Source organism: Streptomyces sp. NBC_01198, from assembly GCF_036010485.1.
Lineage (GTDB): Bacteria > Actinomycetota > Actinomycetes > Streptomycetales > Streptomycetaceae > Actinacidiphila.
Genome location: NZ_CP108568.1, coordinates 4,939,502 through 4,961,857, shown reverse-complemented (window position 1 = coordinate 4,961,857; position 22,356 = coordinate 4,939,502). Strand labels below are relative to the sequence as shown.

The following is a 22,356-nucleotide window of genomic DNA, read 5'->3' as shown; positions in this document are numbered from 1 at the left end:
GTCAGGGCCGTACGGCTGTCCGGCTGCGCGGCTCCCTGTGCGGATACTTCCCACCCTTCGGTCAGAAAATGCCCGCTTTGCCGGTGTGAGACCGGAGCCGCCCGGCGGGCCGCCCCCCACTGCCTACCCCCACCGGACGCCGGCTGCCCGTACGCGCCCCCGGCAGTGCATCCGTGCGCCCGCCATGACCCGCGACATCACCCCGTAACCAGTGATCACCCGTGCAGTTGTGCAGCCCGTGGAAGACAGCATCGGAGTCCCGCGCCAGTTCACGGGTCAACTCCTCGACGCGGCGGTCCGCTACGCGGAGGAACGGCACTGGGACGTGCTGCCGGGGTGCTGGCTGGAGACCGCTGCACCCGGTGCGCCCCGCTGCTCCTGCGGATCCGCCCGCTGCGCCGCGCCCGGCGCACACCCCGTGCGCCCCGACTGGACGGGCCGCGCCAGCGGGAGCGCCCCCGCGGTCCGCCGGATGTGGCAGAGGCAGCCGGAGTCGTCGATCCTGCTGCCGACCGGGCGCGCCTTCGACGCCGTCGACGTCTCCGAGGACGCGGGCTGTCTGGCGCTGGCCCGGATGGAGCGGATGAACCTGCCGCTCGGCCCGGTGCTCGCCACTCCCGGCCGCCGCCTGCTCTTCCTGGTCCTGCCCGGCGCGGGCGCGAAGATCCCGGACCTGCTGCGCAGGATGGGCTGGCCGCCGCAGTCGCTGGATCTGGCGGTGCTCGGCGAGGGCGGCTGGGTCGTCGCGCCACCGACCAGGACCGCGCCGGGCGGCTCCGCCCAGTGGGCCCGCCGGCCGACCCCGGTCAACCGATGGCTGCCGGAGGCGGAGGAACTGCTCGGTCCGCTGGCGTACGCGTGCGCCCGGGAGGCGGCCGAGGCCCGCACCCGCTGAGCACGCTCCCGGCCACCGACCGCACCGTCCGCCGCACTTCCGTCACTGTCAGTGGTCACCCTTAGGGTGGCAGGACGCGGGAGACGAACGCGGGCACGGACACGGGGAGGGGTGCGTCGACATGGCGGAGGAGCCGGAAATGACACCGGCACGGGCGGACCGGGGGGCGCCCCTGCCGTCCTACGGGGCGGCTGGTGGCACCGGGCAGGCGCAAGGGGGCGCTGAGCAGGAGGGCCCGGTCCCCGCGGTGCGGGTGCGCGGGCTGTGGAAGCGCTTCGGCGGGCAGACGGCCGTGGCGGGCATCGACCTGGAACTGCCCGCCGGCCGCTTCATCGGCCTGGTCGGGCCCAACGGCGCGGGCAAGACCACGACGCTGTCCATGGTCACCGGTCTGCTGCGGCCCGACGACGGTCTGGTGCAGATCAACGGCCGCGACGTGTGGTCCGACCCGGTCTCGGTGAAGTCCAGGATCGGGGTGCTCCCCGAGGGCCTGCGGCTGTTCGAACGGCTGACCGGGCGCGAACTGCTCGGCTACACCGGCCGGCTGCGCGGCCTGCCCGGCGCGGAGGTCGACAAGCGCGCCGCCCAACTGCTCGACGTGCTCGACCTGACGGCCGCCCAGCACAAGCTGGTGGTGGACTACTCGACCGGTATGCGCAAGAAGATCGGCCTGGCCGCCGCGCTGCTGCACAATCCCGAAGTGCTCTTCCTCGACGAGCCGTTCGAGGGTGTCGACCCGGTGTCCGCCCAGGTCATCCGCGGTGTGCTGGAGCGTTACACCGGCGGTGGCGGCACGGTGGTCTTCTCCTCGCATGTGATGGAGCTGGTGGAGAGCCTGTGCGACTGGGTCGCGGTGATGGCCGCCGGCCGGATCGTGGCGCGCGGCCCGCTCGCCGAGGTGCGCGGCGACGCGCCCTCCCTGCAGGACGCCTTCCTGTCCCTGGTGGGCGCCGACCGGCGCACCGGTGCGGACCTGGACTGGCTGAGCGGCGGTCCCCGATGACCGCCGCCGCCCCACCGGCGGCCCCGTCGCTGACCGGCGTCTTCATCCGGCTCAAGCTGTCGCTGATGCGCAACGGGCTGCGCCAGTCCCGCGGCCGCGCCGTCGGCTGGTGCGTCGGCGTCACCCTGGCCATGCTCTACGCGCTGGCGAACGGCGCGGGCCTGGTCGCGCTGCGCAACAACCACTACGCGCCCGCGGTCTCCGTCACCGTGGCGGTGGTGCTGAGCCTCGGCTGGGCGGTGGTGCCGCTGTTCTTCTTCGGCGGCGACGACACGCTCGACCCGACCCGCCTTGCCATGCTGCCGCTGCGCCCGCGCCCGCTGCTGACCGCACTGCTCACCTCGTCGCTGATCGGCGTCGGCCCGGTCTTCACGGTGCTGCTCGGGGCCGGCGCGGTGACCGCCGTCACGCACGGCCCGGCGGCGGTCGTCGTCGCGGTCCTCGCCGTCGCCCTGCTGCTGGCGCTGTGCGTCGCACTGTCCCGGGCCGTCGCCGCGGCCAACACCCGGCTGCTGACCAGCCGCAGAGGCCGCGACCTGGCAGTTTTCAGCGGTATCTTCATCGCCGTCGGCGCCCAACTGGTCAATCTCGCGCTCAACTCGCTGACCGGTACCGAAGGGCTGCACCGGGCCACCTCCGCGGCGTCGGTGCTCCGTTGGATCCCCCCGGCCACCGCCGTCGACGCGGTCCGCTCCACCGGCAGGGGCGCGTACGGCCTGGCGGCCGTGCAGCTGTTGCTGACCGTCGCCGCGCTCGCCCTGGTGGTGAGCTGGTGGCACCGCAGCCTGTTCCGGCTGATGGTCTCGCCCGACGCGTCCACGATCGTGGCGGCGCCCGAGGAGTCGAAGGCGCGCGGTCCGGCCGCCGGACGGCCCCGGCCGCGCCTGGGCCTGCGGCTGCCCGGCGGCCGCACCGGCACGGTGATGGAGCGGCAGTTCCGCTACATGGGGCGCGACCCGCGGGCCAAGGCCGCGCTCGCGACCGGGCTCGCGGTCGGCCTGCTGCTGCCGCTGGTCGCGGTCGTCCAGCACGGCACCGTCTACCAGTGCCTGTGGGCCGCCGGGCTGCTCGGCGTGCAGATGTACAACCAGTTCGGCATGGACGGCGCCGCCTTCTGGACCGTCATGGCCACGATCGCCGACCGGCGCGACGCCGAGCTCGAACTGCGCGGCCGCGCCCTGGCGATCGCCGTGATAGCCGTCCCGTACGTCACGGTGGTCACCACCGGCGCGGCCGTCCTCCTCGGCCGGCTCGACGCGCTCGCCGAGACGCTGGGCTTGTCCTTCGCCTTCGTCGGCGCGCTGCTCGCCACCGGAGGCTTCGCCAGCGTGCGGTATCCGTACGCGGTGCCGCGCGACAATCCCTTCGCCAACGCCGCACCCGGCCAGAGCGGACTGGTGCTGCTCAACGTCTTCGGCGGCACGCTCACCGGGGTGGCGCTGTGCCTCCCGGTGCTCGCCCCGGTCGTCGCCCTCCATCTCACCGGCCACCACGGGCTGTTGTGGCTCGTCCTCCCCGTCGGCGCGATATACGGCGCCGCCATCGCCGCGGCGTCCCTCCGGCTGGCCGCACCGCGCCTGCTGGACCGGCTGCCCGAAATCCTGGCCACCGTGCGGGGTTGACCCCGGCAGGGGCGGGGCCGGATCCGCGGGATGCGGCTACGCCGGACGGCGGTGTGGCCCCGCGCCACCGCGGCGGGGGCCTCTCAGCCGCGGCCGGGGAGGGCCCGGGGACCTTTCAGTCGCGGCGGGGGAAGGCCCACAGCAGGGCCAGCAGCGGAAGGGCCGCGCCCAGCACGGTCACGGCGGGCCAACCGCCGAGGCGGTAGGCGGCGGACCCCGCCTGGGACCCCACCGCGCCGCCGACGAAGAAGGTGGCCATGAAAGCGCTGTTGAGCCGCGCCCTGGCCCCCCCGTCGAGCTGGTAGACCACGTGCTGCCCGAGGATCAGCGTGGTCTGGACGGCCATGTCCAGCAGCACGGCGGCCGCGCCGAGCGCCAGCACGCTGTGCCGTCCCACTCCGGCCACGCCGAAGGCCACCGCGGCGGCGACGAAGGCGGCCGCCGTCATCGGCCGGACCAGGCCGCGGTCCGCCCACCGCCCGGCCAGCGGAGCGATCAGCGCGCCGCCCGCGCCTGCGAGGGCGAACAGCCCCACCTGCCACTGTCGGTAGTGGAAGGGCGCCGCGGTGAGCACGAAGGAGATGGTCGTCCAGAAGACGCTGAAGGCCCCGAACATCGCCGCCTGGTAGAGCGCCCTTTGGCGCAGCGCCGGATGGACCCTGAGCAGCCGGACGGTGGACCGCAGCAGCGCCCCGTACGGCAGGGCGGCGGCCGGCTGCCGCGGCGGCAGGGCCGAGCGGAGCACCAGGGTGAGGACCGTCATCAGCGCGGCGGAGCCGAGGTAGACCACCCGCCAGCTCGTCGCGCCTGCGACCACGCTGCCGACGGTGCGGGACAGCAGGATGCCGGTGAGCAGCCCGCTCATCACCTGCCCGACGACCCGCCCCCGGCTCGAGTCCGGTGCGAGGTCGGCGGCGAAGGGCACGAGTATCTGCGCGACGGTGAGCGTGCAGCCGACGACCAGCGAGGCGGCCAGCAGCACGGCGAAGTCCGGTGCCGCCCCGGCCAGCACGAGGGCGCCGACAGTGAGGGTGAGCAGCACCGTGGCGAGCCGCCGCTTCTCGATGACGTCCCCGAGCGGCACGAGCAGCAGCAGACCGAGGGCGTAACCGAGTTGGGTGGCCGTCACCAGGCTGCCCGCGACGACCGAGCCGATGTGGAAGGACTGCCGCAGCTCGCTGAGCAGCGGCTGGGCGTAGTAGAGGTTCGCGACGGTCAGGCCGCAGGAGACGGCGAGCAGGATCACCAGCCGCCGCGGCGGCCCGGCCTGCTCCGGCCGCCCAGGCGCCGGCTCCGGCCGCGGTCCCAGGTCCGGCGGTACGACCGCACCGGCCGTTCCTGGGGCGGAATCGGCAAGGTCGGCAGGGCCGTTGGGCTGGGACATCGACACCTCACTGCGCGGTCGGGCGCGGACGGGAACCTGTTAAACCGGTGCTGTGACCGTACCAGTCAAACCGGTTCCGACAGTAGGCTGGCCGCTATGAGGGAGACCACTGCTCCGTCGCGTTTCCGGCAGGGCTCGGGACGGCTCTGCCTGGATTTCCTGCGGACCCTGCGCTACCGCGGAACTCCCGGCGTCACCGAGGAGTTGGCCGATCCGGCCGCGCTCGTGGCGTGGGTGCGGCAGTGCGGACCGCCGGTCGACGGGCCGCGCTCGGCAGCGCCGCCCACACCGGCCGACGTGGTCGCCGCGCGGGCGCTGCGTGAGGCCGCGTACGCGCTGATCACCGCGGTGGCCGCGGCCGGCGGCCCGGCTGCGGTGGCCGGTACCGCCAGGACCCGGCTCAACCGGGCGGCCGCCGACGCGGTGCCCGTGCCGTATCTCACCGCCGGTGGTGAATTCCGGCGCCGGGCGGACGAGCCGGTGCGAGCGGTGCTCGCGCTCGTCGCCCGTGACGCCCTCGAACTGTCCGCCTCGCCCGGGCTCCTCCCCCGCCTGCACACCTGCGCCTCGCCCGACTGCGGCGCCCTCTTCCTGGACAGCTCCCGCCCCGGGACGCGGCGGTGGTGCTCGATGGATGTCTGCGGCAACCGGGCCAAGAAGTCCGCGCTGCGCGCGCGGATGTGACGGCGGGGTTTGAGCGCGGACCCGGCTCAGGCGGCCGTCCAGCGACGGTCTCCGGCTTTGCACCAGCCGGACGTGCGTGACGCCGAACCGCACCACGGCGGGGGGCCGTGCTGCTTCTTCGTGAAGCCGTCGGTTTCTGCGCGCAGTTGCCGGGGAGCGGGGGTCACTCGCGGGATACGGCGCCCGAGGGGCGGTCAGCTGCTGGGCAGCCCGGTGCGAGAGAAGACATCGGTCGTCCCGCCGACCCACTCCACCGTCAGCGTCTTCCCGTCGGACGCCAGCACGCCGTGGCCGCTGGTGCGTTCGGTGTCGCCGTCCATGCAGGTCAGCGTCAGACCGATACCGTCGTGGTCGGAGTATCCGCCGCCGCACAGGTGCGTGCTCGTCAGGGCCGCCTTGCCCTTGCCGAGGACGAGTTGCACCTTCGTCGTGCCCTCGGTCGCCAGCCAGACGCCTTCGACGGTCTGCGTCGCGGCGTCCCCGGTCGAGGCCGACTCCACCGGCGCCGTGGCGGTGGCCTTGGCTGTCGGCTGGGTCGACGGAGACGGCGACACCGGCCGGCCGGTCGCGGTCGTACTCGTCGTCGGCTGCTGCTTCCCCTCGTCGTCGCCGCCGCTACAACTGCTCAGCGCCAGCACGGCGGCGACCGCCACCGCGGCGATTGCCGCCTTCGTGAACGTAAGACGCACTGTGCTCCCCCATGACGCGATACGAATCCGGCGACGGCAAGCTACCAGCAGGCCACGACAGCGTGTGTGCGCCGGCCGTGCCGACCTGCGGGGCACCCGCGAGTGACGCCCACGCAGTCCCCAGGCCCCCGACGCTCCCGGCCACTCCTCCGCACACCGCTGCCGCATCCCCCGCCCGGGCCGCGATGTGTCACCGAGTTCTCACAGCATTCTCACGCCGATTCCGCATCCCCGTCACGCCGGCGTCACGCGCTCCGGCTCCCGCACCGCCTCGCGCATGAACTGCTCGACGGTGTCGCACCACGCGTCGGGCTGGTCCCACGGGACGAGATGGCCGGCGTCGGCGATCTCGGCGTAGTGGCCGCGGGGCAGCATCCGGACCATCTCCTGCGCTTCGGCCCTCCCCAGCTCCCCGTCGAGGCCGCGCACCACGAGCGCGGGGCAGCCGACACCGGCCAGCTCGTCCCAGTGCGCGTCACGTATCCAGGGGTCGCGGGAGCGCAGGAGATGGCGCGGGGCGTACTGCGGGCGCCACCCGTCGTCGTCCTCGGCCATCACTTCGGCGAAGAAGTCGCCGCGCACCGGATTCGGCGCGCCAGCCCAGGGGTCCTGCTCGCCGAACCAGCGGCGGACGTCCCCGAGCGTGGCGAAGGGCAGCGGCCATGACCGCGTCCAGTCCTCCCATTCGCGCTGGCCCGCTTCACCCAGGGCGGCCGCCCGCATGTCGCAGATGACGACCGCGGCCACGAGGTCGGGGCGGTGGGCGGCGAGCTGCCAGGCGGTGAGCGCGCCCATGGAGTGGCCGATCACGGTGACCGGGGCCAGGCCGAGCTGCTCGACCGCGGCGACGGCGTCGGCGAGATACGCCTCCGTCGAATACGGCCCCTCCGGCCGCTCGCTGCGGCCGTGCCCCCGCTGGTCCAGGGCGATCGCCCGATAGCGCGGCGCGAGCCGGCGCGCGGTCGGCGCCCAGTGCGAGGCGCGGCCGAGCAGTCCGTGCAGCAGCAGGACCCCCGGGCGGGCGTCGTGCGCGGGGCCGGGCCGGGCATCGACGCCGGGAGCCGGCCGGGCGTCGGCCCCGGGGCCGGGCCGGGCGTGGCCCCCCGGATCGGGCCGCGGGTCTCCCCCCGCTTCCACCGCGCCGCCCGCGATGGCGGCCGCCGCGGCATAGTCCCAGGCCGCGAGGCGGATGCCGCCCGCTCCGGTGACCTCGAAGCGCCGGGTCGTGTGCCGGTCCACGTACTGCTTCATGTGCCGCACCCCCTTCCTTCCGCTCGTCGTCCGTCCTGCTTGTTCTCTCCTCGCGTCTTCGCGATCCACGCTATCGAACTTTTATTCGAACACAGGCCTCACGCGCCCAACACCGCTCGTTCGAGTGACAACGCTCAAGGATTGACGGCCCTGGCCGAGGGGAGATCTTCAGCGGGACGCGGCGCGAAGGGGAAGCGGGTCGCGGGGAGGTACCGGGAAGCTCGGGGTCCCGGCTCCTCCGTGGGGGCTCCATGGGGAGGGACCAGGGAGGGAAAAGGCCGCCCCGGCGCCGTGATCACGGCGTCGGGGCGGCCCCTCGTGCGGGGAGGCGGCCGGCCTCCTGCTCTGCTACCGCCTGCTACCGCCTGGCGACGAAGACGTGCGAGGCGACCTCCGCGTCGAGCTCGGCGGCCTCGCCGCCGCTGCCGACCAGCACGCCGCCGGCCGAGGCGGTCACGCTCACCACGGCGCCGGGCTGCACACCCGCCCGCCGCAGCGTGTACATCACCTGGGCGTCGGTCTGGATCGGCTCACCGATCCTGCGCACGACCACGCTGGCCGCGACCGCGCCGGGCTTGAGCTCGCTCAGGCTGACCATGCCGTCCTCCAGGAACGGATCGGCCTCGCCCTTCTCCCCCAGCTCCTCCAGCCCCGGGATCGGGTTGCCGTAGGGCGACTCGGTCGGGTGCCGCAGCAGCTCGAGCACCCGCCGCTCCACGGCCTCGCTCATCACGTGTTCCCAGCGGCACGCCTCGGCGTGCACCTGCTCCCACTCCAGGCCGATCACGTCGACCAGCAGACACTCGGCGATGCGGTGCTTGCGCATCACGCGGGTGGCTGTGCGGCGCCCCTCGTCGGTCAGTTCCAGATGGCGGTCACCGGCCACGTGCAGCAGGCCGTCCCGCTCCATCCGCGCCACGGTCTGGGAGACCGTCGGGCCGCTCTGGTCGAGCCGCTCGGCGATTCGGGCGCGCATGGGGACCACACCCTCCTCCTCCAGCTCCAGGATGGTGCGGAGATACATCTCCGTCGTGTCGATCAATCCGGACATGCGCGCCCCTCGTTAATTCGTGCGTGGCCCTGAGGACAATTCTGACGCATAGCACCGACAACCGGCCCCGCCGTGAGAAGGCACACTCTTTACCGCCCGCCACCGGGGGCTCCGGGCGGCCGGGGAAAGCCCGAAAAGGGGCCTTACGCCGACTCTGAACCGCTGCGGAGCCGTCCTGCCCGGTGCCGGGAGCATGCGTGACCGCAGTCACGGGCCGCCCCGGCGGTCCACATGCCGGACGAACGGGTGGACGCGGCCGCCGCCCACGGCCGATACGGCTTTCGCGGGCGCCGGTTCCTTGACACCGGCAGCGCCCTGGCACCACGGTGATCCGCATGACTGAGCCCCGCGAGGACCTGGCCGACCGGTATTTCGAGGCAGCCATCGGCCTGCTGCGGCGGGTGCGCGACGAGGAGGCGCCCGGCATCAAGGCGGCCGCGGCCGCCGTCGCCGACGCCATCGCCGCCGGAGGCCGGGTCTTCGTCTTCGGCGCGGGGCACTCCTCGCTGCCCGCCCAGGACGTCGTCTACCGGGCAGGCGGGCTCGCCCTGATCAACCTGCTGGCGGTGCCCGGCGTGGTCGGCGTGGACGTGATGCCCGCGACCCTGGGCAGCGCCCTGGAACGGGTCGACGGCCTGGCCGGGGTGGTCCTGGACACCAGTCCCGTCCAGCGCGGCGACGTGCTGTTCGTGATCTCGCTGTCCGGCCGCAACGCCCTGCCGGTGGAGATGGCGCAGAACGCCCGCGCGCTCGGCCTGACCGTCGTCGGCGTGACCTCGGTCGCCTACGCGGAACAGACCAGCTCACGGCATGTGTCGGGCAGTTTCCTGCGGGACCACTGCCACATCGTGCTGGACTCCAAGATCGCCGTCGGCGACGCCGAGCTGTCCGACGACGCCATCCCCTCCCCCTTCGGACCGGCCTCCACCGTCGTCACCAGCGCCCTGATGCAGGCCGTGGTCGCCACCGCGGCCACCGACCTGGCCGAGCGCGGCATCACCCCGCCCATGCTGCGCTCGGGAAACGTGGACGGCGGCCACGACTGGAACGGCCGCATCTTCGAGCAGTACCGCGACCGGATCTTCTTCCGCCACTGACCCGCAGGCCCCGGACCCCGGCTGCCGCTCAGCACTCCCCGGCGAGCCCGGCCAGGTCCAGCGCCATCGCGACCCGCGCGGCCACGTCCTCGGCGTAGGCCGCGTCGGCGCGGTCGAAGAGGCGGCGCCCCGAGCCGCGCAGGAAGGTCAGCGCCCCGACCGTACGGCCGCGGCTGCGCAGCACCGTGACCAGCCCGTGCACCGTTCCCGGCGGCCAGCGCCTGGCCGCGGCCCATTCGTCGACGCGCGCCCTCGCCGCGTCCTCCGCCGCCGGCGGCGGCCCGAAACTGGTCCGTACGGTGCCGATCCGCTCCAGCGCCTGAAGCGCCGGATGGGCCACCGGGTAGCCCACCGGTATGCCGCTTTCCGCGGCACCGGGCGTCAGCTCGCAGGGGCCCGGCTCACCCGTGGGGGTGGCCGCGATCCGTATCAGGCGCTCGGCGTCGTCGGCGAGGTCGAGCAGCGCGTGGTCGGCGAATCCGGCGAGCGCGAAATCCAGTTGCAGCGCCGCCGCTTCCAGGGCGGTGCCGCATTCCGCCGCCGCCCGGTCGGCGCGGTGGAGCTGCTGATAGCGGAATCTGATCTGGGCGCCGTCGGTTTCCGTCGCTTTCTGCCGGGTGATGTCGATGAACAGCCAGCCGACGCCCAGCGGCACCGGTTCCTCGCCCAGCGGCGAGCCGAGCCGGACGAAACCGCTGCGCCAGCACCGCCGCCGGTTCTCCGGGTCGGCGCTGAGCGCCAGCCACAGGTCGGCGGTGGCCGGCGGCGCGCCCTCGGCGAGCACGTGCTGCAGCGCGTTCTCCAGCTCCTCCACGCCCTGGGTGAGCAGATCCCCCAGCGGACGCCCCAGCAGCTCGTCCCGGCCGGTCTGCAGCATCCGGGCGGCTTTCGTGTTGACGACCGCGGGGCGCAGGTCGGCGTCGATCAGCACCACGCCCCAGGAGGCGTCCGTGAACAGCGCCTCGCTGAGCGCGATGGAGCGCTCCAGGTCGATCTGCACATGGACCTCGGAAAAGGCGCAGTACACCCCCGCGGGCCGCCCGTCGGCGCCCAGGACCGCGGCGGACTGGGTGCGGACCAGGACGCGGCGGCCGTCTTTGGTCAGCAGGGCGAATTCGTGCACCTGGCGCCCGGCGGAATCCATCGCCCCCAGCAGCCTTTCCTCCGCCTCGGCCGCGTCCTGGGAGCGGGCCGCCCACCCGGCGAAACCGCGCCGCCCGACGGCGTCGTCCGCCGTCCAGCCGAGAATCCTGGTCGCCTCGGCATTCCAGTGCGTGATGACCCCGGTGCGGTCGAAGGCGCACAGACCCGCCTCCATGCCGTCCAGCAGTGCCGCGAGCAGCTGCTCGTCGCCCTCGTGCCCCTCGGCGGCCGCCGGGGCCGGAACCCCCGCTGAGCCGCCGGTGTCGTCATCGCCGCTGCCGTCGCCCAGCGGTTTCGGTTGCGCATCGAAAGGCTGCACGTCACGACATTCAACCCCCGTGTGGGGTGCGTCACACGCTTTTTACATAAATCGGTTGCCTGAGCTCCCGCCGTTTTCTTACTCTTGCGGCACACACGAAGGGAGGTGGTCTGAAGCATGAGTTGCAGTCGGACACGTGAGGTGACTGCGGGCTAGCTCCGCGCACTGGGCGTGCGCGTTGCGCGCCAATCCCACGCAGTTCACCCGACCCGCGGGCTCGTCGGACTTGTCCGGCCGGTGCTCGGAGCCGCCAGGCTCCGGGGAGCAGCCCGCGGGTCGTTCGCGTTCACCCGTACGCCGTGCCGCCGGCTACGGCGCCAGCCGCTCCACCGACCAGCCGTCCGCCTCGCGTACGTACCGCAGCCGGTCGTGCAGCCGGTTGTCCCGGCCCTGCCAGAACTCGACGGTGGCGGGCTCGACGCGGAAGCCGCCCCAGAAAGGCGGCACCGGGACCGCGGCGCCCTGCGGCCAGCGCGCTTCCAACTCCGCGTAACGCTTCTCCAGCACGGCCCGCGAGTCCACCACGCTGGACTGCTCGCTCGCCCAGGCTCCGATCTGCGAGCCGTGCGGGCGGCTGTGGAAGTAGGCGGCGGTCTCCTCCGGCGACACCCTTGTGACGTCCCCGCCGACGATGACCTGGCGGGCGATGGCGTGCCACGGGAAGAGCAGCGAGGCCCGCGGGTTGGCGGCCAGGGCGCGGCCCTTGCGGGACTCGTAGTTGCTGAAGAAGACGAATCCGCGCAGGTCGTAGCCCTTGAGCAGCACCGTACGGGAGCTGGGCAGGCCGTCCGCGTCGGCGGTGGACAGCACCATGGCGTTGGGTTCTGCGATCACACCGCCCCCGGTCGCGGCGACGGCGTCCGCGAACCAGCGGGTGAACTGGGCGTACGGTTCGGCCGCGAGGTCGTGTTCTGTCACGCCCGTGCTCCGGTAGCGCTCGCGCATCGCGGCCGGGTCCGGTCGGTCCTGCTGGTCGTCATGTGGTTCTGGCACCCGCACATCCTCGCAGTGCCCGCCCGGTACGCCCGCCGGGGACAGGTCGCGCAGATGTGCGGCATCTCACGCTTTCTGTCATGTCCACATGCCGGGAGAATGACTGGTCCGAATGGAGCAGGGTGCGCACTCCTGTGACGGGGCATGACCGGAGAGCCGTACCGCCGCGAGCATCGACAGCATCAAGAGGAGCCGCCGCATGTCCGACTTCGTACCCGGACTCGAAGGAGTCGTCGCGTTCGAGACGGAGATCGCCGAACCCGACAGGGAAGGCGGGTCGCTGCGCTACCGCGGAGTGGACATCGAGGAGCTGGTCGGGCATGTGAGCTTCGGCAACGTGTGGGGCCTGCTGGTCGACGGGCGGTTCGACCCCGGGCTGCCGCCGGCCGAGCCGTTCCCGATCCCCGTGCACTCCGGCGACATCCGGGTGGACGTGCAGTCCGCGCTGGCCATGCTCGCCCCGGTGTGGGGGCTGCGCCCGCTGCTGGACATCGACGCCGAGGAGGCCCGCGACGACCTCGCCCGCGCCGCGGTCATGGCCCTGTCGTACGTCGCCCAGTCCGCCCGCGGGCAGGGGCGGCCCATGGTCCCGCAGCGGGAGATCGACAAGGCGCAGTCCATCACCGAGCGTTTCATGATCCGCTGGCGCGGCGAGCCGGACCCGCGGCACGTCGCCGCGGTGGACGCGTACTGGACGTCGGCGGCCGAGCACGGCATGAACGCCTCCACCTTCACCGCCCGCGTCATCGCCTCCACCGGCGCGGACGTGGCAGCCGCGCTGTCCGGCGCCGTCGGCGCCATGTCGGGACCGCTGCACGGCGGCGCCCCGTCGCGCGTCCTCGGCATGATCGAGGAGATCGAACGCACCGGTGACGCCGAGGCCTATGTGAAGGCCGCCCTGGACAAGGGCGAGCGCCTGATGGGCTTCGGCCACCGCGTCTACCGCGCCGAGGACCCGCGGGCCCGCGTCCTGCGCCGCACGGCCCGCGAACTGGGCGCACCGCGTTACGAGGTGGCCGAGGCGCTGGAGAAGGCGGCGCTCGCCGAGCTGCACGAGCGGCGTCCCGACCGCGTCCTGGCCACGAACGTGGAGTTCTGGGCGGCGATCATGCTCGACTTCGCCGAGGTGCCCGCGCACATGTTCACCTCGATGTTCACCTGTGCGCGTACGGCCGGCTGGTCGGCGCACATCCTGGAGCAGAAGCGCACCGGCCGCCTGGTCCGCCCGTCGGCCCGCTACATCGGCCCGGGCTCGCGCAGCCTGCACGACATCGAGGGCGACCCCACCACCCGCTCCTGACCCCCGACGCGGCCTGGCTGCCCGGCGGACAGCACCCCGCCGGGCACCCGCTACGGCGTCAGCCGGTCGGCCTGGCCGCGCTAGCCATCCGGCGCGGCGCTAGGTCCGCCGGGCCGGATCCGGTCGCTGGTCCTGCTCGGCCAGCGCCTCCGCGAGGACTTCCGCGAGGTGGCGAGCCGTCGGGCCGCCGGCGAGCTGGGCGATCTGGGTGCGGCAGGAGAAACCGTCTGCCAGCACCGCCGCGTCGGGCCCGGCCGCCCGGAGCGCCGGCAGCAGCGCCTCCTGTGCGCAGGCCGCCGAGACCTCGTAGTGCCCGGCCTCGAAGCCGAAGTTGCCGGCCAGGCCGCAGCAGCCGCCGGTCAGGTCGCCGGTCAGGCCCGCGCGTTCGCGCAGCCGGCGGTCGGCGGCGTCGCCGAGCACCGCGTGCTGGTGGCAGTGCGTCTGGCCGACCGCCCTGCGGTCGAGGCGCGGCGGGTCCCAGCCGGGCGCGTACTCCTCCAGCGCCTCGGCGAAGGTACGCACCGACGCGGCGAGCCTGGCGGCCCGCGGGGCGCCGAGCAGTTCCGGCAGGTCGCTGCGCAGGGCGGCGGCACAGCTCGGTTCGAGGACGACCAGCGGCAGGCCCGCGTCGAGGACGGGGGCCAGCCGGTCGAGGGTGCGCCGCATGACGGTCCTCGCCCGGTCGAGCTGGCCGGTGGACACCCACGTCAGGCCGCAGCAGACCGCGGCAGGCGGGAGGGTGACGTGCAGTCCGGCCGCCCGCAGCACCCGCACCGCCGCCCGGCCGACCTCGGGCGAGAGGTGGTCGGTGAAGGTGTCGGGCCACAGGACGACCGTGCGAGCGGCGCCCGGCGACCCGTCGGCCGGCCCCCGGCGTCCCCCGTTCGTGTCGTCGGTATCCCACCATCGAGTGAATGTCTCGGGCGCCAGTTCGGGCATGTCGCGCTCGTTCGCGATGCCGGCGATACGTTTCGCCACCCACGCGGTTGGTCGGACCCTGCCAAGGAAATTGACCGGCCGGGCGAATCGTGCGGCGATTTTCAGCCACACCGGAAGCCAGCCCATCGAGTAGTGCGCGCGCGGCCGCAACCGCCCCCGATAGTGCTGGTGGAGGAATTCGGCTTTGTACGTTGCCATGTCCACCTCCACCGGGCAGTCCGACCTGCAGCCCTTGCAGGACAGGCACAGGTCCAGCGCTCCCTTGACTTCCTGGGACCGCCAGCCGTCCGTGACGACCTCGCCCGCCAGCATCTCGTGCAGCAGCCTGGCCCGGCCGCGGGTGGAGTGCCGCTCCTCGCCGGTGACCCGGAACGACGGGCACATGACAGCGGAACCGCCGTCCCCATCGACCGCCGGGGTACGACATTTGGCCACTCCGACGCAGCGGCGGACGGCGGCAACGAAATCACCGCCGTCACCCGGATAAGTGAATTCGACATCGACGGGTCCGGCCGCGCCGGACGGCAGCGCGGCGAAGCGAAGATTGCTATCAATGAGGTCGGGGCGAACAAGCGTTCCCGGGTTCATCCCGCCATCGGGGTCCCAGAGGTCCTTGAAATCTGAAAAGAGTGCGATCACATCCGGGCCGTACATCTTCGGCAGCAGTTCGGCGCGAGCCTGGCCGTCGCCGTGCTCGCCGGAGAGGGAGCCGCCGTGTGACACCACCAGGTCCGCGGCGGCCTCGGAGAAGCGGCGGAAGCGTGCGACGCCAGCCGGATCGACGAGGTCGAAGTCGATCCGCACATGCACGCATCCGTCGCCGAAGTGGCCGTAGGGCGCGCCGCGCAGCCCGTGCCCGGCCAGCAGGGCCCGGAAATCCCGCAGGTAGGCGCCCAGCCGGGCGGGGGGAACCGCGCAGTCCTCCCAGCCCGGCCATGCCTCGGTGCCGTCGGGCATGCGTGTGGCGATACCGGCGGCGTCCTCCCGGATCCGCCACAGGGCGCGCTGCCGCGCGGGGTCGGCGACGACGGCGTGACCGGTCACGCCGTCGGCCGTCCGGCAGATCTCCTGCGCCCGGGCCAGCGCCTCCGCCGGGGAGTCACCGCCGGTCTCCACGAACAGCCAGGCACCGCCGCGGGGCAGTTCCGCCGCGGCCTTCCCCACCAGGTCGGCGGCCATCCCCTCGACCGTCAACGGCCGCCACTGCAGCAGCAGGTGCGCGGCCTCGGCCGCCGCGCTCTCGTCGGCATAGCCGAGTACGGCGAGCGCCCGTGCGGCCGGCGCGGGCACCAGCGCCACGGTCGCCTCGGTCAGCACGCCGAGCGTCCCCTCGCTGCCGGTGAAGGCGCGCACCACGTCCCTGCCGTGCTCGGGCAGCAGCCGGTCCAGGGCGTATCCGGAGATGCGGCGCGGGAGTTGGGGAAAGCCGGTACGCAGCAGTGCCAGATTGCCGTCCACCAGCCGGGCGAGCCCGTCCCGCAGCCGGTCGGGCAGGGCGGAGGCGTCACCTGGGGCGCCCGGCCTGACGATCTCGCCGCGGTAGGTGAGCACGTCGAGCGCCCGTACGTTGTCGGCGGTGGTGCCCCAGGCCACCGAATGCGAGCCGCACGCGTTGTTGCCGATCATGCCGCCGAGGGTGCAGCGGCTGTGGGTGGAGGGGTCGGGTCCGAAGGTCAGGCCGTGCGGGGCGGCGGCCCGGCGCAGGGCGTCCAGCACCAGGCCCGGTTGCACCCGGGCGGTCCTGGCCTGCGGGTCGATCTCCAGCAGCCGGTTCATGTGCCGGGTGAAGTCCATGACGACGCCGGTGCCGACGGCCTGCCCGGCGATCGACGTCCCGCCGCCGCGGGCGGTCACCGGCACTCCGTACTCCCGGCACACCCCGAGCGCCGCCGCCACGTCCTCCGCGTCCACCGGCGCCACCACTCCCACCGGCACCTTGCGGTAGTTGGACGCGTCCATCGTCATCACCGACCGCGCCCCTGCGCCCCACTCCACAGCCCCGCGCACGGCTTCCCGCAGCGCCCGCTCCACCTCGCCGGCCTGGTCACCCGTCATACCCCCACCTTGCCCGACCCGCGGCGCTCCGGCCCGCCGAACACCCGTGCCCCGCACCCTCCGGCGGGCCGTCCGCAGCAGGTCGCGAGCACGCCGGCGATCCGCGTCTCACCGGATGGAACGCCCGCGGAAACCGCCCCGTAACGGGCTACGCTGCGGTCGTGGCCGATATCCAGATTCCCGCTGACATCAAGCCCGCCGACGGTCGATTCGGGTCGGGCCCCTCCAAGGTGCGGACGCAGGCGCTCGACGCGCTGGCCGCCACCGGGACGTCCCTGCTCGGCACCTCCCACCGCCAGGCGCCGGTGAAGAACCTGGTCGGGCAGGTCCGCGACGGCGTCAAGCAGCTGTTCTCCCTCCCCGACGGCTACGAGGTGGTGCTCGGCAACGGCGGCTCCACCGCGTTCTGGGACGTCGCGACCCACGGCCTGATCGGGACCAAGTCCCAGCATCTGTCCTTCGGTGAGTTCTCGTCGAAGTTCGCGAAGGCGGCGCAGCAGGCGCCGTGGCTGGACGAGCCCACGATCGTCAAGTCCGAGCCCGGTACCCACCCGGAGCCGGCCGCGGAAGCGGGCGTGGACGTCTACGCCCTGACGCACAACGAGACCTCGACCGGTGTCGCGGCCCCGATCCGCCGGGTCGCGGGCGCGGACGCCGGCGCGCTGGTCGTGGTGGACGCCACCTCGGGCGCAGGCGGCCTGCCGGTCGACATCGCGGAGACCGACGTCTACTACTTCGCGCCGCAGAAGTCCTTCGCGGCCGACGGCGGCCTGTGGATCGCCGTGTTCTCCCCCGCGGCCCTGGAGCGCGCCGCCTCGATCGCCGCGTCCGGGCGGCACATCCCGGCGTTCTTCGACCTGCCGACCGCGATCGACAACTCGCAGAAGAACCAGACGTACAACACGCCCGCGCTGGCCACTCTCTTCCTGCTCAAGGAGCAGCTGGAGTGGATCAACGGGCAGGGCGGCCTGAGCTGGGCGACCGAGCGCACCGCCGACTCCTCCTCGCGGCTGTACGGCTGGGCGGAGAAGGCGCCCTACGCGACGCCGTTCGTGGCGGAGCCCGCGCAGCGTTCGCAGGTCGTCGGCACCATCGACTTCGAGGACGGGATCGACGCGGCAGCCGTGGCGAAGGTGCTGCGGGCCAACGGCATCGTGGACACCGAGCCGTACCGCAAGCTGGGCCGCAACCAGCTGCGGGTGGCGATGTTCCCGGCCGTCGAGCCGTCCGACGTGGAGGCGCTGACCGCCTGCATCGACTACGTCATCGGTCAGCTCTGACCGGTCGGCTTCAGATCCGATCAGTCGGTTTCAGCTCTGACCGGCCGGCTTCGGCTACGGCCGGCTGACCGCACGTCACCGCACCGCCGCCGGGTTCAGGCCCGGCGGCGGCGTGTCGCCCGGCGCAGGCCGAGGCCCAGCAGGCCGACGAGTGCCAGCGCCCCGAGGCCCAGCGTCCGGTGGCCGCCGCCACCGGAGGACGAGTCCTGGCCGGCCGCGCCACCCTGGCTGCTTCCGCCGCTCTGCGGGGTGCCGGCGCCGCCCTTCGTGGGGGAAGGCGACGAGGTCCTTACGCTGTCGGGCAGTTCGCTGCCGGACAGCGGGGCCCGCCACACCTGGCTGTTCCTGCCCTCGCTGCTGTACATGACTGCTCTGCCGTCCGGCGTGAAGGTCACTCCCTCGCACTGCGGCTGCATGGGGACGGTGAGGTCGGTGAGCTTGTGCGGGGCGCCGCCGGTCCAGCGGTATTCCGCCGACCAGAAGTAGCCGCGCAGCACCAGGCGGCTGCCGTCGGGGGAGAAGGCGCCATCGGTCACCCACGGCACGTCGGCGATCCGCCGGAAGAGGTTGACCCCGTGGGCGCTGAGCTCGGCCGGGCCGCGGTAGAGGCCGCCGCCGTCCTCGTTCTTGCTGGCGATGTAGACCCGCCCGGTCTGCGGCTGGACCATCATCGCCTCGGCGTTGCGCGGGCCCGCGTCGTAACGGACGGTGTAGCGGGTGACGTCCACGGTCTGGTCGCGCAGGTGCGCCGGTTCGTGGAAGCGGTAGATCCACACCTCCGGCCAGGCGCCGCCGAGGTTGTCGCCGATGTCGCCGACGTAGAGGTCGCCGTCCGGGCCGATGGAGATGGCCTCCACGTCCCGCGGGTCGATGCCGCGCATCGTCACCCGGGCGACGGTCTTGCCGGTGGCCGAGTCGACGGCGTAGACGTAGGGGCCGTCGCTGCTGTCGTTGTGCGTCCAGTAGACCCCGGGGTGCAGGCGGCTGGCGGCCAGGCCGCTGGACTCGGTGATGCGGGGGTCGGTGATGGTGAAGGCGGTGGACGGCCCGGAGTCCGCGGCGGCGGGCACCGCGCAGCCCCAGGCCAGGGCGAGGGCGGCACAGGCGGCGGCCGTCGGAATGTACGCGCGCATGGACCCCAGTGTCCCTGGTCGGCCGGCGGTCGGGGATGATGCCCGGCATGCGTTACCTCTTCGTCGGCGACTCCATGACCGTTGGCGCCGCCGGCGACTACACCTGGCGCTACCGGATGTGGCAGCACCTGTGCACGCTGGGCGAGCCCTTCTCCGTGGTCGGCCCGCGCGACGGGCTCTACGACAGGGCGGCGGACGCGGCGGTCTCCGCCGACTACGCCGACCCGTCGTTCCCGCCGCGCGCCCGGCGCCATCTGGCGGGCTGGGGCGAGGGCTGGCAGCACCTGGCGCCGGTGATCGGCGACGTGGTCCGTGAGCACCGGCCGGACGTGCTGCTGGTCTCGCTCGGCCTGATCGACCTCGGCTTCTACACCGACCCCGGGCAGACCGCGGCCAACGTGGAGCGCTTCATCGCCGAGGCCCGCGGGGCCGCGCCCCGGCTGCGGATGGTGCTGCTGCCGGTGATCCCCAACACCCGCGCCGATCTGGATCCTGGCTTCGCCGACCAGTGCGCGGAGCTGAACACGCTGCTGGCCAAGGCGGTCGCCGACCACGACTCGCCCGTCTCCCCCTTGCTGCTGGCCTCCCGCCCTGAGGGGTACGACATCCTGCTCGACACCTACGACGGCACGCATCCGAACGCGGCGGGCGAGCACAAGCTGGCGGCGGCCTTCGCCGACGCCATGTATCAGGCCTGGGGCCTCGGGGCGCCCTACGCCGTGCCGTAGTCGCGCCGGTCGCCGGCGCGCGAAATGACGCGGCTCACGCGGCGCCGGCCGGAAAGCCCGCCCAGCCGGTCAGGGCGAAGCGGCTGCCCTCGCGGGCGACCTCGACCGCGCGGGCGCCTCCGAAGTGCGCAGGCACCAGCAACGCGCGCTCGTCGGCGGCCTGTTCGAGGACCCGTCGCCGGGTGCGGGCGGCAGTCGCCGGGTCGTGGCAGAAGCAACTGGAGACCTCTGGGGTGAGCACCTGAAGCGGGGAGTGCAGCAGGTCGCCGACGAAGAGCGCGCGTTCGCCGCCCGCGGTCAGCGAGAGGACGGCGTGCCCCGGGGTGTGGCCGGGGGCCGGCTCAAGGTGCAGGTGCTCGTCGATGACGTGGCCGCCCTCCCAGACGTCGGCCTGCCCGGCGCGCAGCACCGGCTCGATCGACTCGGCGTGCACGACGGCACTGCGGCCGGGCTGTTCTGTGAGCGTGCGCGAGTCGAAGAAGTCCAGGTCGGCGCGGGAGAAGAGGTAGCGGGCCCGGGGAAAGGCGGGAACCCGCTCGCCCGCGGAGCTGTCGAAGCGGGTGTTGCCGCCCACATGGTCGGCGTGCAGGTGGGTGTTCACCACCGTGTCGACGTCGTCGGCGGCCACCCCGGCAGCCGCGAGCGCCTCGACCAGCGAGACGCCGCCGGGGTGGACGCCGGTGCGGGCGCTGTCCGCCGCGAGCCCGGTGTCGACCAGGACCGTACGCCCGGCGCTGCGCAGCAGCCACGCCTGTACGGCGATCCGTACCCGGTCGGCGTCCGGGTCCCAGTGGGCGGGAGCCAGCCACGAACGGTTGGCCTCCCAGCGGGCCCGGTCGGTGGCGGGGAAGAAGGCGGCAGGCGGCAGCGGTGCGTTCTCGAACAGCCCGATACGCGTCACACGGACGCCGCCCCACTCGATGGTGTCCATGGGCCCCATCGTCCGTCCCGGGCCCGGGGCCGGAAAGAAGGCACATTCATGTCCACTGGAGGCAGTCATGTCCGCTGACGGCGGCACCGCCGACCGCCAGGTCCCGCTGGTCACCACCGCGGCGTACGAGAGCTGCCCGGTGACGGGTGTGCTGCGCACGGTCGGCGACAAGTGGAGCCCGGCGGTCATCCGGGTCCTGGCGGAACAGCCGTGCGGCTTCAACGAGCTGGACCGCGCCATCGAGGGGATCAGCCGCCGGATGCTGACCCGCACGCTGCGGAACCTGGAGGAGCGCGGCCTGGTCAGCCGTGCGCCGCAGGGGGGCGGCAGTACGCCCTCGCGCGTCGAGTACGCCTTGACCGCGCTCGGCCGGTCCCTGCGGGAGCAGTTGCGGGCGCTCGGGACGTGGGCGGCGGCCGGCGGGCAGGACGTGCCCGGGTGAGCTCTCGGCCCGAGGTGCCCGGGCCTTGGGGTCGGGTCCGGCCCGCGGGACTCCCGGGACGGCGGTAAGGGCCCCTTGATTCGAGCGCACTCGAAGGGCTTGGCTGGAAGCCATGAAGTACACACAGCTCGGACGTACGGGTCTCAAGGTCAGCCGTCTGGTGCTCGGCACCATGAACTTCGGTCCGGAGACCGACGAGGCGGACGGCCACGCGATCATGGACGCGGCACTCGACGCCGGCGTCAACTTCTTCGACACCGCGAACGTCTACGGAGCGGGCGCGAACAAGGGCCGCACCGAGGAGATCGTCGGCAGCTGGTTCGCCAAGGGCGACGGGCGCCGCGACAAGACCGTGCTGGCCACGAAGGTCTACGGCAACATGGCCGCCGAGGGCGACGCCTGGCCGAACCACGACAAGCTCTCGGCGCTGAACATCCGCCGGGCGGTCGACGCCAGCCTCAAGCGGCTGGGCACGGACTACATCGACCTCTACCAGTTCCACCACATCGACCGGGCGACACCCTGGGACGAGATCTGGCAGGCGATCGACGTCCTGGTCGCCCAGGGCAAGATCCTCTATGCCGGGTCGAGCAACTTCGCCGGCTGGCACATCGCCCAGGCCAACGAGGCCGCGCAGCGGCGCGGTTCGCTCGGGCTGACCTCCGAGCAGTGCCTGTACAACCTCGCGGAGCGGCGGGCGGAGATGGAGGTGATCCCGGCGGCAGAGCAGTACGGCCTCGGCGTGATCCCCTGGTCGCCGCTGAACGGCGGGCTGCTGGGTGGCGTGCTGCGCAAGCAGCGCGACGGCGGCGCGTCCCGCTCGGCCGGCGGGCGGGCCGCCGAAGCGCTGGCCGATCCGGCGCAGCGCGCACAGATCCAGGCCTACGAGGACCTGTGCGAGAAGCACGGGCAGGACGCGGGTGACGTGGGCCTGGCGTGGCTGCTCACCCGTCCCGCGGTGACCGGGCCGATCGTCGGGCCGCGCACCGCCGGGCAGCTGGAGTCGGCACTTCGGGCGGTGGAGCTGGAGCTGTCCGAGGAGTTCCTGGCATCGCTGGACGAGATCTTCCCCGGCACCGGCCCGTCCCCCGAGGCCTTCGCCTGGTAGCAGGACGGGCGGCGGGACGTTCCCGGCCCGGGCACGACCCGGGCGAACCCGATGAGCCCGATGAGGCGGTCAGCGCACCGCGGCGGCCACGACCACCACCACGAGCATCAGGACGAAGGCGGCGGTCATCACACGGGTTCGGGTCTTGGGGTCCACGCTCCGAAGGTTAACCGCCTGGGCCCGGTGTCCCGCGATCGGGCGGCGGGGCACCGGGGGCCCGGTGGCCGCGGCGGGTGCCGGACGGCACCGCCGCGGACGGCCGGACCGCCCTCCCCGGCCCTACACCGCCGGGGTCAGCTGCGGGGCGGT

At 73.4% G+C, this 22,356-nt stretch carries 19 protein-coding genes; 10 read left to right on the top strand and 9 right to left on the bottom strand.

Features of this window, described 5'->3' with window-relative positions:
* Positions 1–238 precede the first annotated feature (238 nt).
* The 3 genes from OG702_RS22210 to OG702_RS22200 all read left to right on the top strand — a co-directional run bounded on the left by OG702_RS22210 (position 239) and on the right by OG702_RS22200 (position 3,520).
* Positions 239–895, top strand: coding sequence for a bifunctional DNA primase/polymerase (locus OG702_RS22210; RefSeq protein WP_327290667.1), 657 nt, complete (start codon positions 239–241; stop codon positions 893–895).
* 139 nt (positions 896–1,034) lie between these two features.
* Complete coding sequence (locus OG702_RS22205) at positions 1,035–1,898, top strand: ABC transporter ATP-binding protein (protein ID WP_327290666.1); 864 nt, start codon at positions 1,035–1,037, stop codon at positions 1,896–1,898.
* Positions 1,895–3,520: a transporter gene (locus tag OG702_RS22200; protein ID WP_327290665.1), complete on the top strand. Its 1,626-nt coding sequence runs from the start codon at positions 1,895–1,897 to the stop codon at positions 3,518–3,520. Before OG702_RS22205 ends, OG702_RS22200 begins: the two co-directional genes overlap by 4 nt.
* Positions 3,521–3,635: 115 nt before the next feature.
* On the opposite strand, the gene OG702_RS22195 is transcribed toward OG702_RS22200, so the two are convergent.
* Positions 3,636–4,904, bottom strand: a complete 1,269-nt coding sequence (locus OG702_RS22195; RefSeq protein ID WP_327290664.1) for an MFS transporter — start codon at positions 4,902–4,904, stop codon at positions 3,636–3,638.
* 96 nt (positions 4,905–5,000) lie between these two features.
* Here OG702_RS22195 and OG702_RS22190 point away from each other — a divergent pair, with 96 nt between their 5' ends.
* Positions 5,001–5,588 carry a CGNR zinc finger domain-containing protein gene (locus OG702_RS22190; protein ID WP_327290663.1) on the top strand — a complete coding sequence of 196 codons (588 nt, stop codon included), beginning with the start codon at positions 5,001–5,003 and terminating at the stop codon, positions 5,586–5,588.
* A gap of 194 nt (positions 5,589–5,782) precedes the next feature.
* On the opposite strand, the gene OG702_RS22185 is transcribed toward OG702_RS22190, so the two are convergent.
* The 3 genes from OG702_RS22185 to OG702_RS22175 form a co-directional block, all read right to left on the bottom strand.
* Complete coding sequence (locus tag OG702_RS22185) at positions 5,783–6,277, bottom strand: hypothetical protein (protein ID WP_327290662.1); 495 nt, start codon at positions 6,275–6,277, stop codon at positions 5,783–5,785.
* Positions 6,278–6,511: 234 nt separating this feature from the next.
* Positions 6,512–7,528 carry an alpha/beta fold hydrolase gene (locus OG702_RS22180; protein WP_327290661.1) on the bottom strand — a complete coding sequence of 339 codons (1,017 nt, stop codon included), beginning with the start codon at positions 7,526–7,528 and terminating at the stop codon, positions 6,512–6,514.
* 358 nt (positions 7,529–7,886) lie between these two features.
* A complete protein-coding gene (locus OG702_RS22175; RefSeq protein WP_327290660.1) occupies positions 7,887–8,579 on the bottom strand; it encodes a metal-dependent transcriptional regulator in 693 nt (230 codons plus the stop codon).
* Positions 8,580–8,914: 335 nt separating this feature from the next.
* Here OG702_RS22175 and OG702_RS22170 point away from each other — a divergent pair, with 335 nt between their 5' ends.
* Positions 8,915–9,676 carry an SIS domain-containing protein gene (locus tag OG702_RS22170; RefSeq protein ID WP_327290659.1) on the top strand — a complete coding sequence of 254 codons (762 nt, stop codon included), beginning with the start codon at positions 8,915–8,917 and terminating at the stop codon, positions 9,674–9,676.
* A 28-nt stretch (positions 9,677–9,704) separates the two neighbouring features.
* On the opposite strand, the gene OG702_RS22165 is transcribed toward OG702_RS22170, so the two are convergent.
* On the bottom strand, positions 9,705–10,994 hold the full coding sequence (locus OG702_RS22165; protein WP_442814726.1) for a PAS domain-containing protein: 1,290 nt from the start codon (positions 10,992–10,994) through the stop codon (positions 9,705–9,707).
* Between the two features lie 453 nt (positions 10,995–11,447).
* A complete protein-coding gene (gene pdxH, locus OG702_RS22160; RefSeq protein ID WP_327293319.1) occupies positions 11,448–12,083 on the bottom strand; it encodes a pyridoxamine 5'-phosphate oxidase in 636 nt (211 codons plus the stop codon).
* A 247-nt stretch (positions 12,084–12,330) separates the two neighbouring features.
* Here pdxH and OG702_RS22155 point away from each other — a divergent pair, with 247 nt between their 5' ends.
* Positions 12,331–13,431 (top strand): citrate synthase 2, encoded by a 1,101-nt coding sequence (locus OG702_RS22155; RefSeq protein ID WP_327290658.1) that lies wholly within the window; start codon positions 12,331–12,333, stop codon positions 13,429–13,431.
* 99 nt (positions 13,432–13,530) lie between these two features.
* Here the strand turns inward: OG702_RS22155 and OG702_RS22150 are convergent, their stop codons facing one another.
* On the bottom strand, positions 13,531–16,425 hold the full coding sequence (locus tag OG702_RS22150; protein WP_327290657.1) for an FAD-binding and (Fe-S)-binding domain-containing protein: 2,895 nt from the start codon (positions 16,423–16,425) through the stop codon (positions 13,531–13,533).
* Between the two features lie 161 nt (positions 16,426–16,586).
* Here OG702_RS22150 and serC point away from each other — a divergent pair, with 161 nt between their 5' ends.
* Positions 16,587–17,705: a phosphoserine transaminase gene (gene serC, locus OG702_RS22145; RefSeq protein ID WP_327290656.1), complete on the top strand. Its 1,119-nt coding sequence runs from the start codon at positions 16,587–16,589 to the stop codon at positions 17,703–17,705.
* Positions 17,706–17,800: 95 nt separating this feature from the next.
* On the opposite strand, the gene OG702_RS22140 is transcribed toward serC, so the two are convergent.
* Positions 17,801–18,838: a hypothetical protein gene (locus OG702_RS22140; protein ID WP_327290655.1), complete on the bottom strand. Its 1,038-nt coding sequence runs from the start codon at positions 18,836–18,838 to the stop codon at positions 17,801–17,803.
* A gap of 47 nt (positions 18,839–18,885) precedes the next feature.
* Between OG702_RS22140 and OG702_RS22135 the strand changes: the two genes are divergently transcribed.
* Positions 18,886–19,566, top strand: a complete 681-nt coding sequence (locus OG702_RS22135) for a GDSL-type esterase/lipase family protein (RefSeq protein ID WP_327290654.1) — start codon at positions 18,886–18,888, stop codon at positions 19,564–19,566.
* A 34-nt stretch (positions 19,567–19,600) separates the two neighbouring features.
* Here the strand turns inward: OG702_RS22135 and OG702_RS22130 are convergent, their stop codons facing one another.
* Positions 19,601–20,497 carry an MBL fold metallo-hydrolase gene (locus tag OG702_RS22130; protein ID WP_327290653.1) on the bottom strand — a complete coding sequence of 299 codons (897 nt, stop codon included), beginning with the start codon at positions 20,495–20,497 and terminating at the stop codon, positions 19,601–19,603.
* A gap of 67 nt (positions 20,498–20,564) precedes the next feature.
* On the opposite strand from OG702_RS22130, the gene OG702_RS22125 reads away from it, so the two are divergent.
* Positions 20,565–20,939, top strand: a complete 375-nt coding sequence (locus tag OG702_RS22125) for a winged helix-turn-helix transcriptional regulator (RefSeq protein WP_327290652.1) — start codon at positions 20,565–20,567, stop codon at positions 20,937–20,939.
* A 112-nt stretch (positions 20,940–21,051) separates the two neighbouring features.
* A complete protein-coding gene (locus tag OG702_RS22120) occupies positions 21,052–22,047 on the top strand; it encodes an aldo/keto reductase (protein ID WP_327290651.1) in 996 nt (331 codons plus the stop codon).
* The last annotated feature ends 309 nt before the right edge of the window (positions 22,048–22,356 follow it).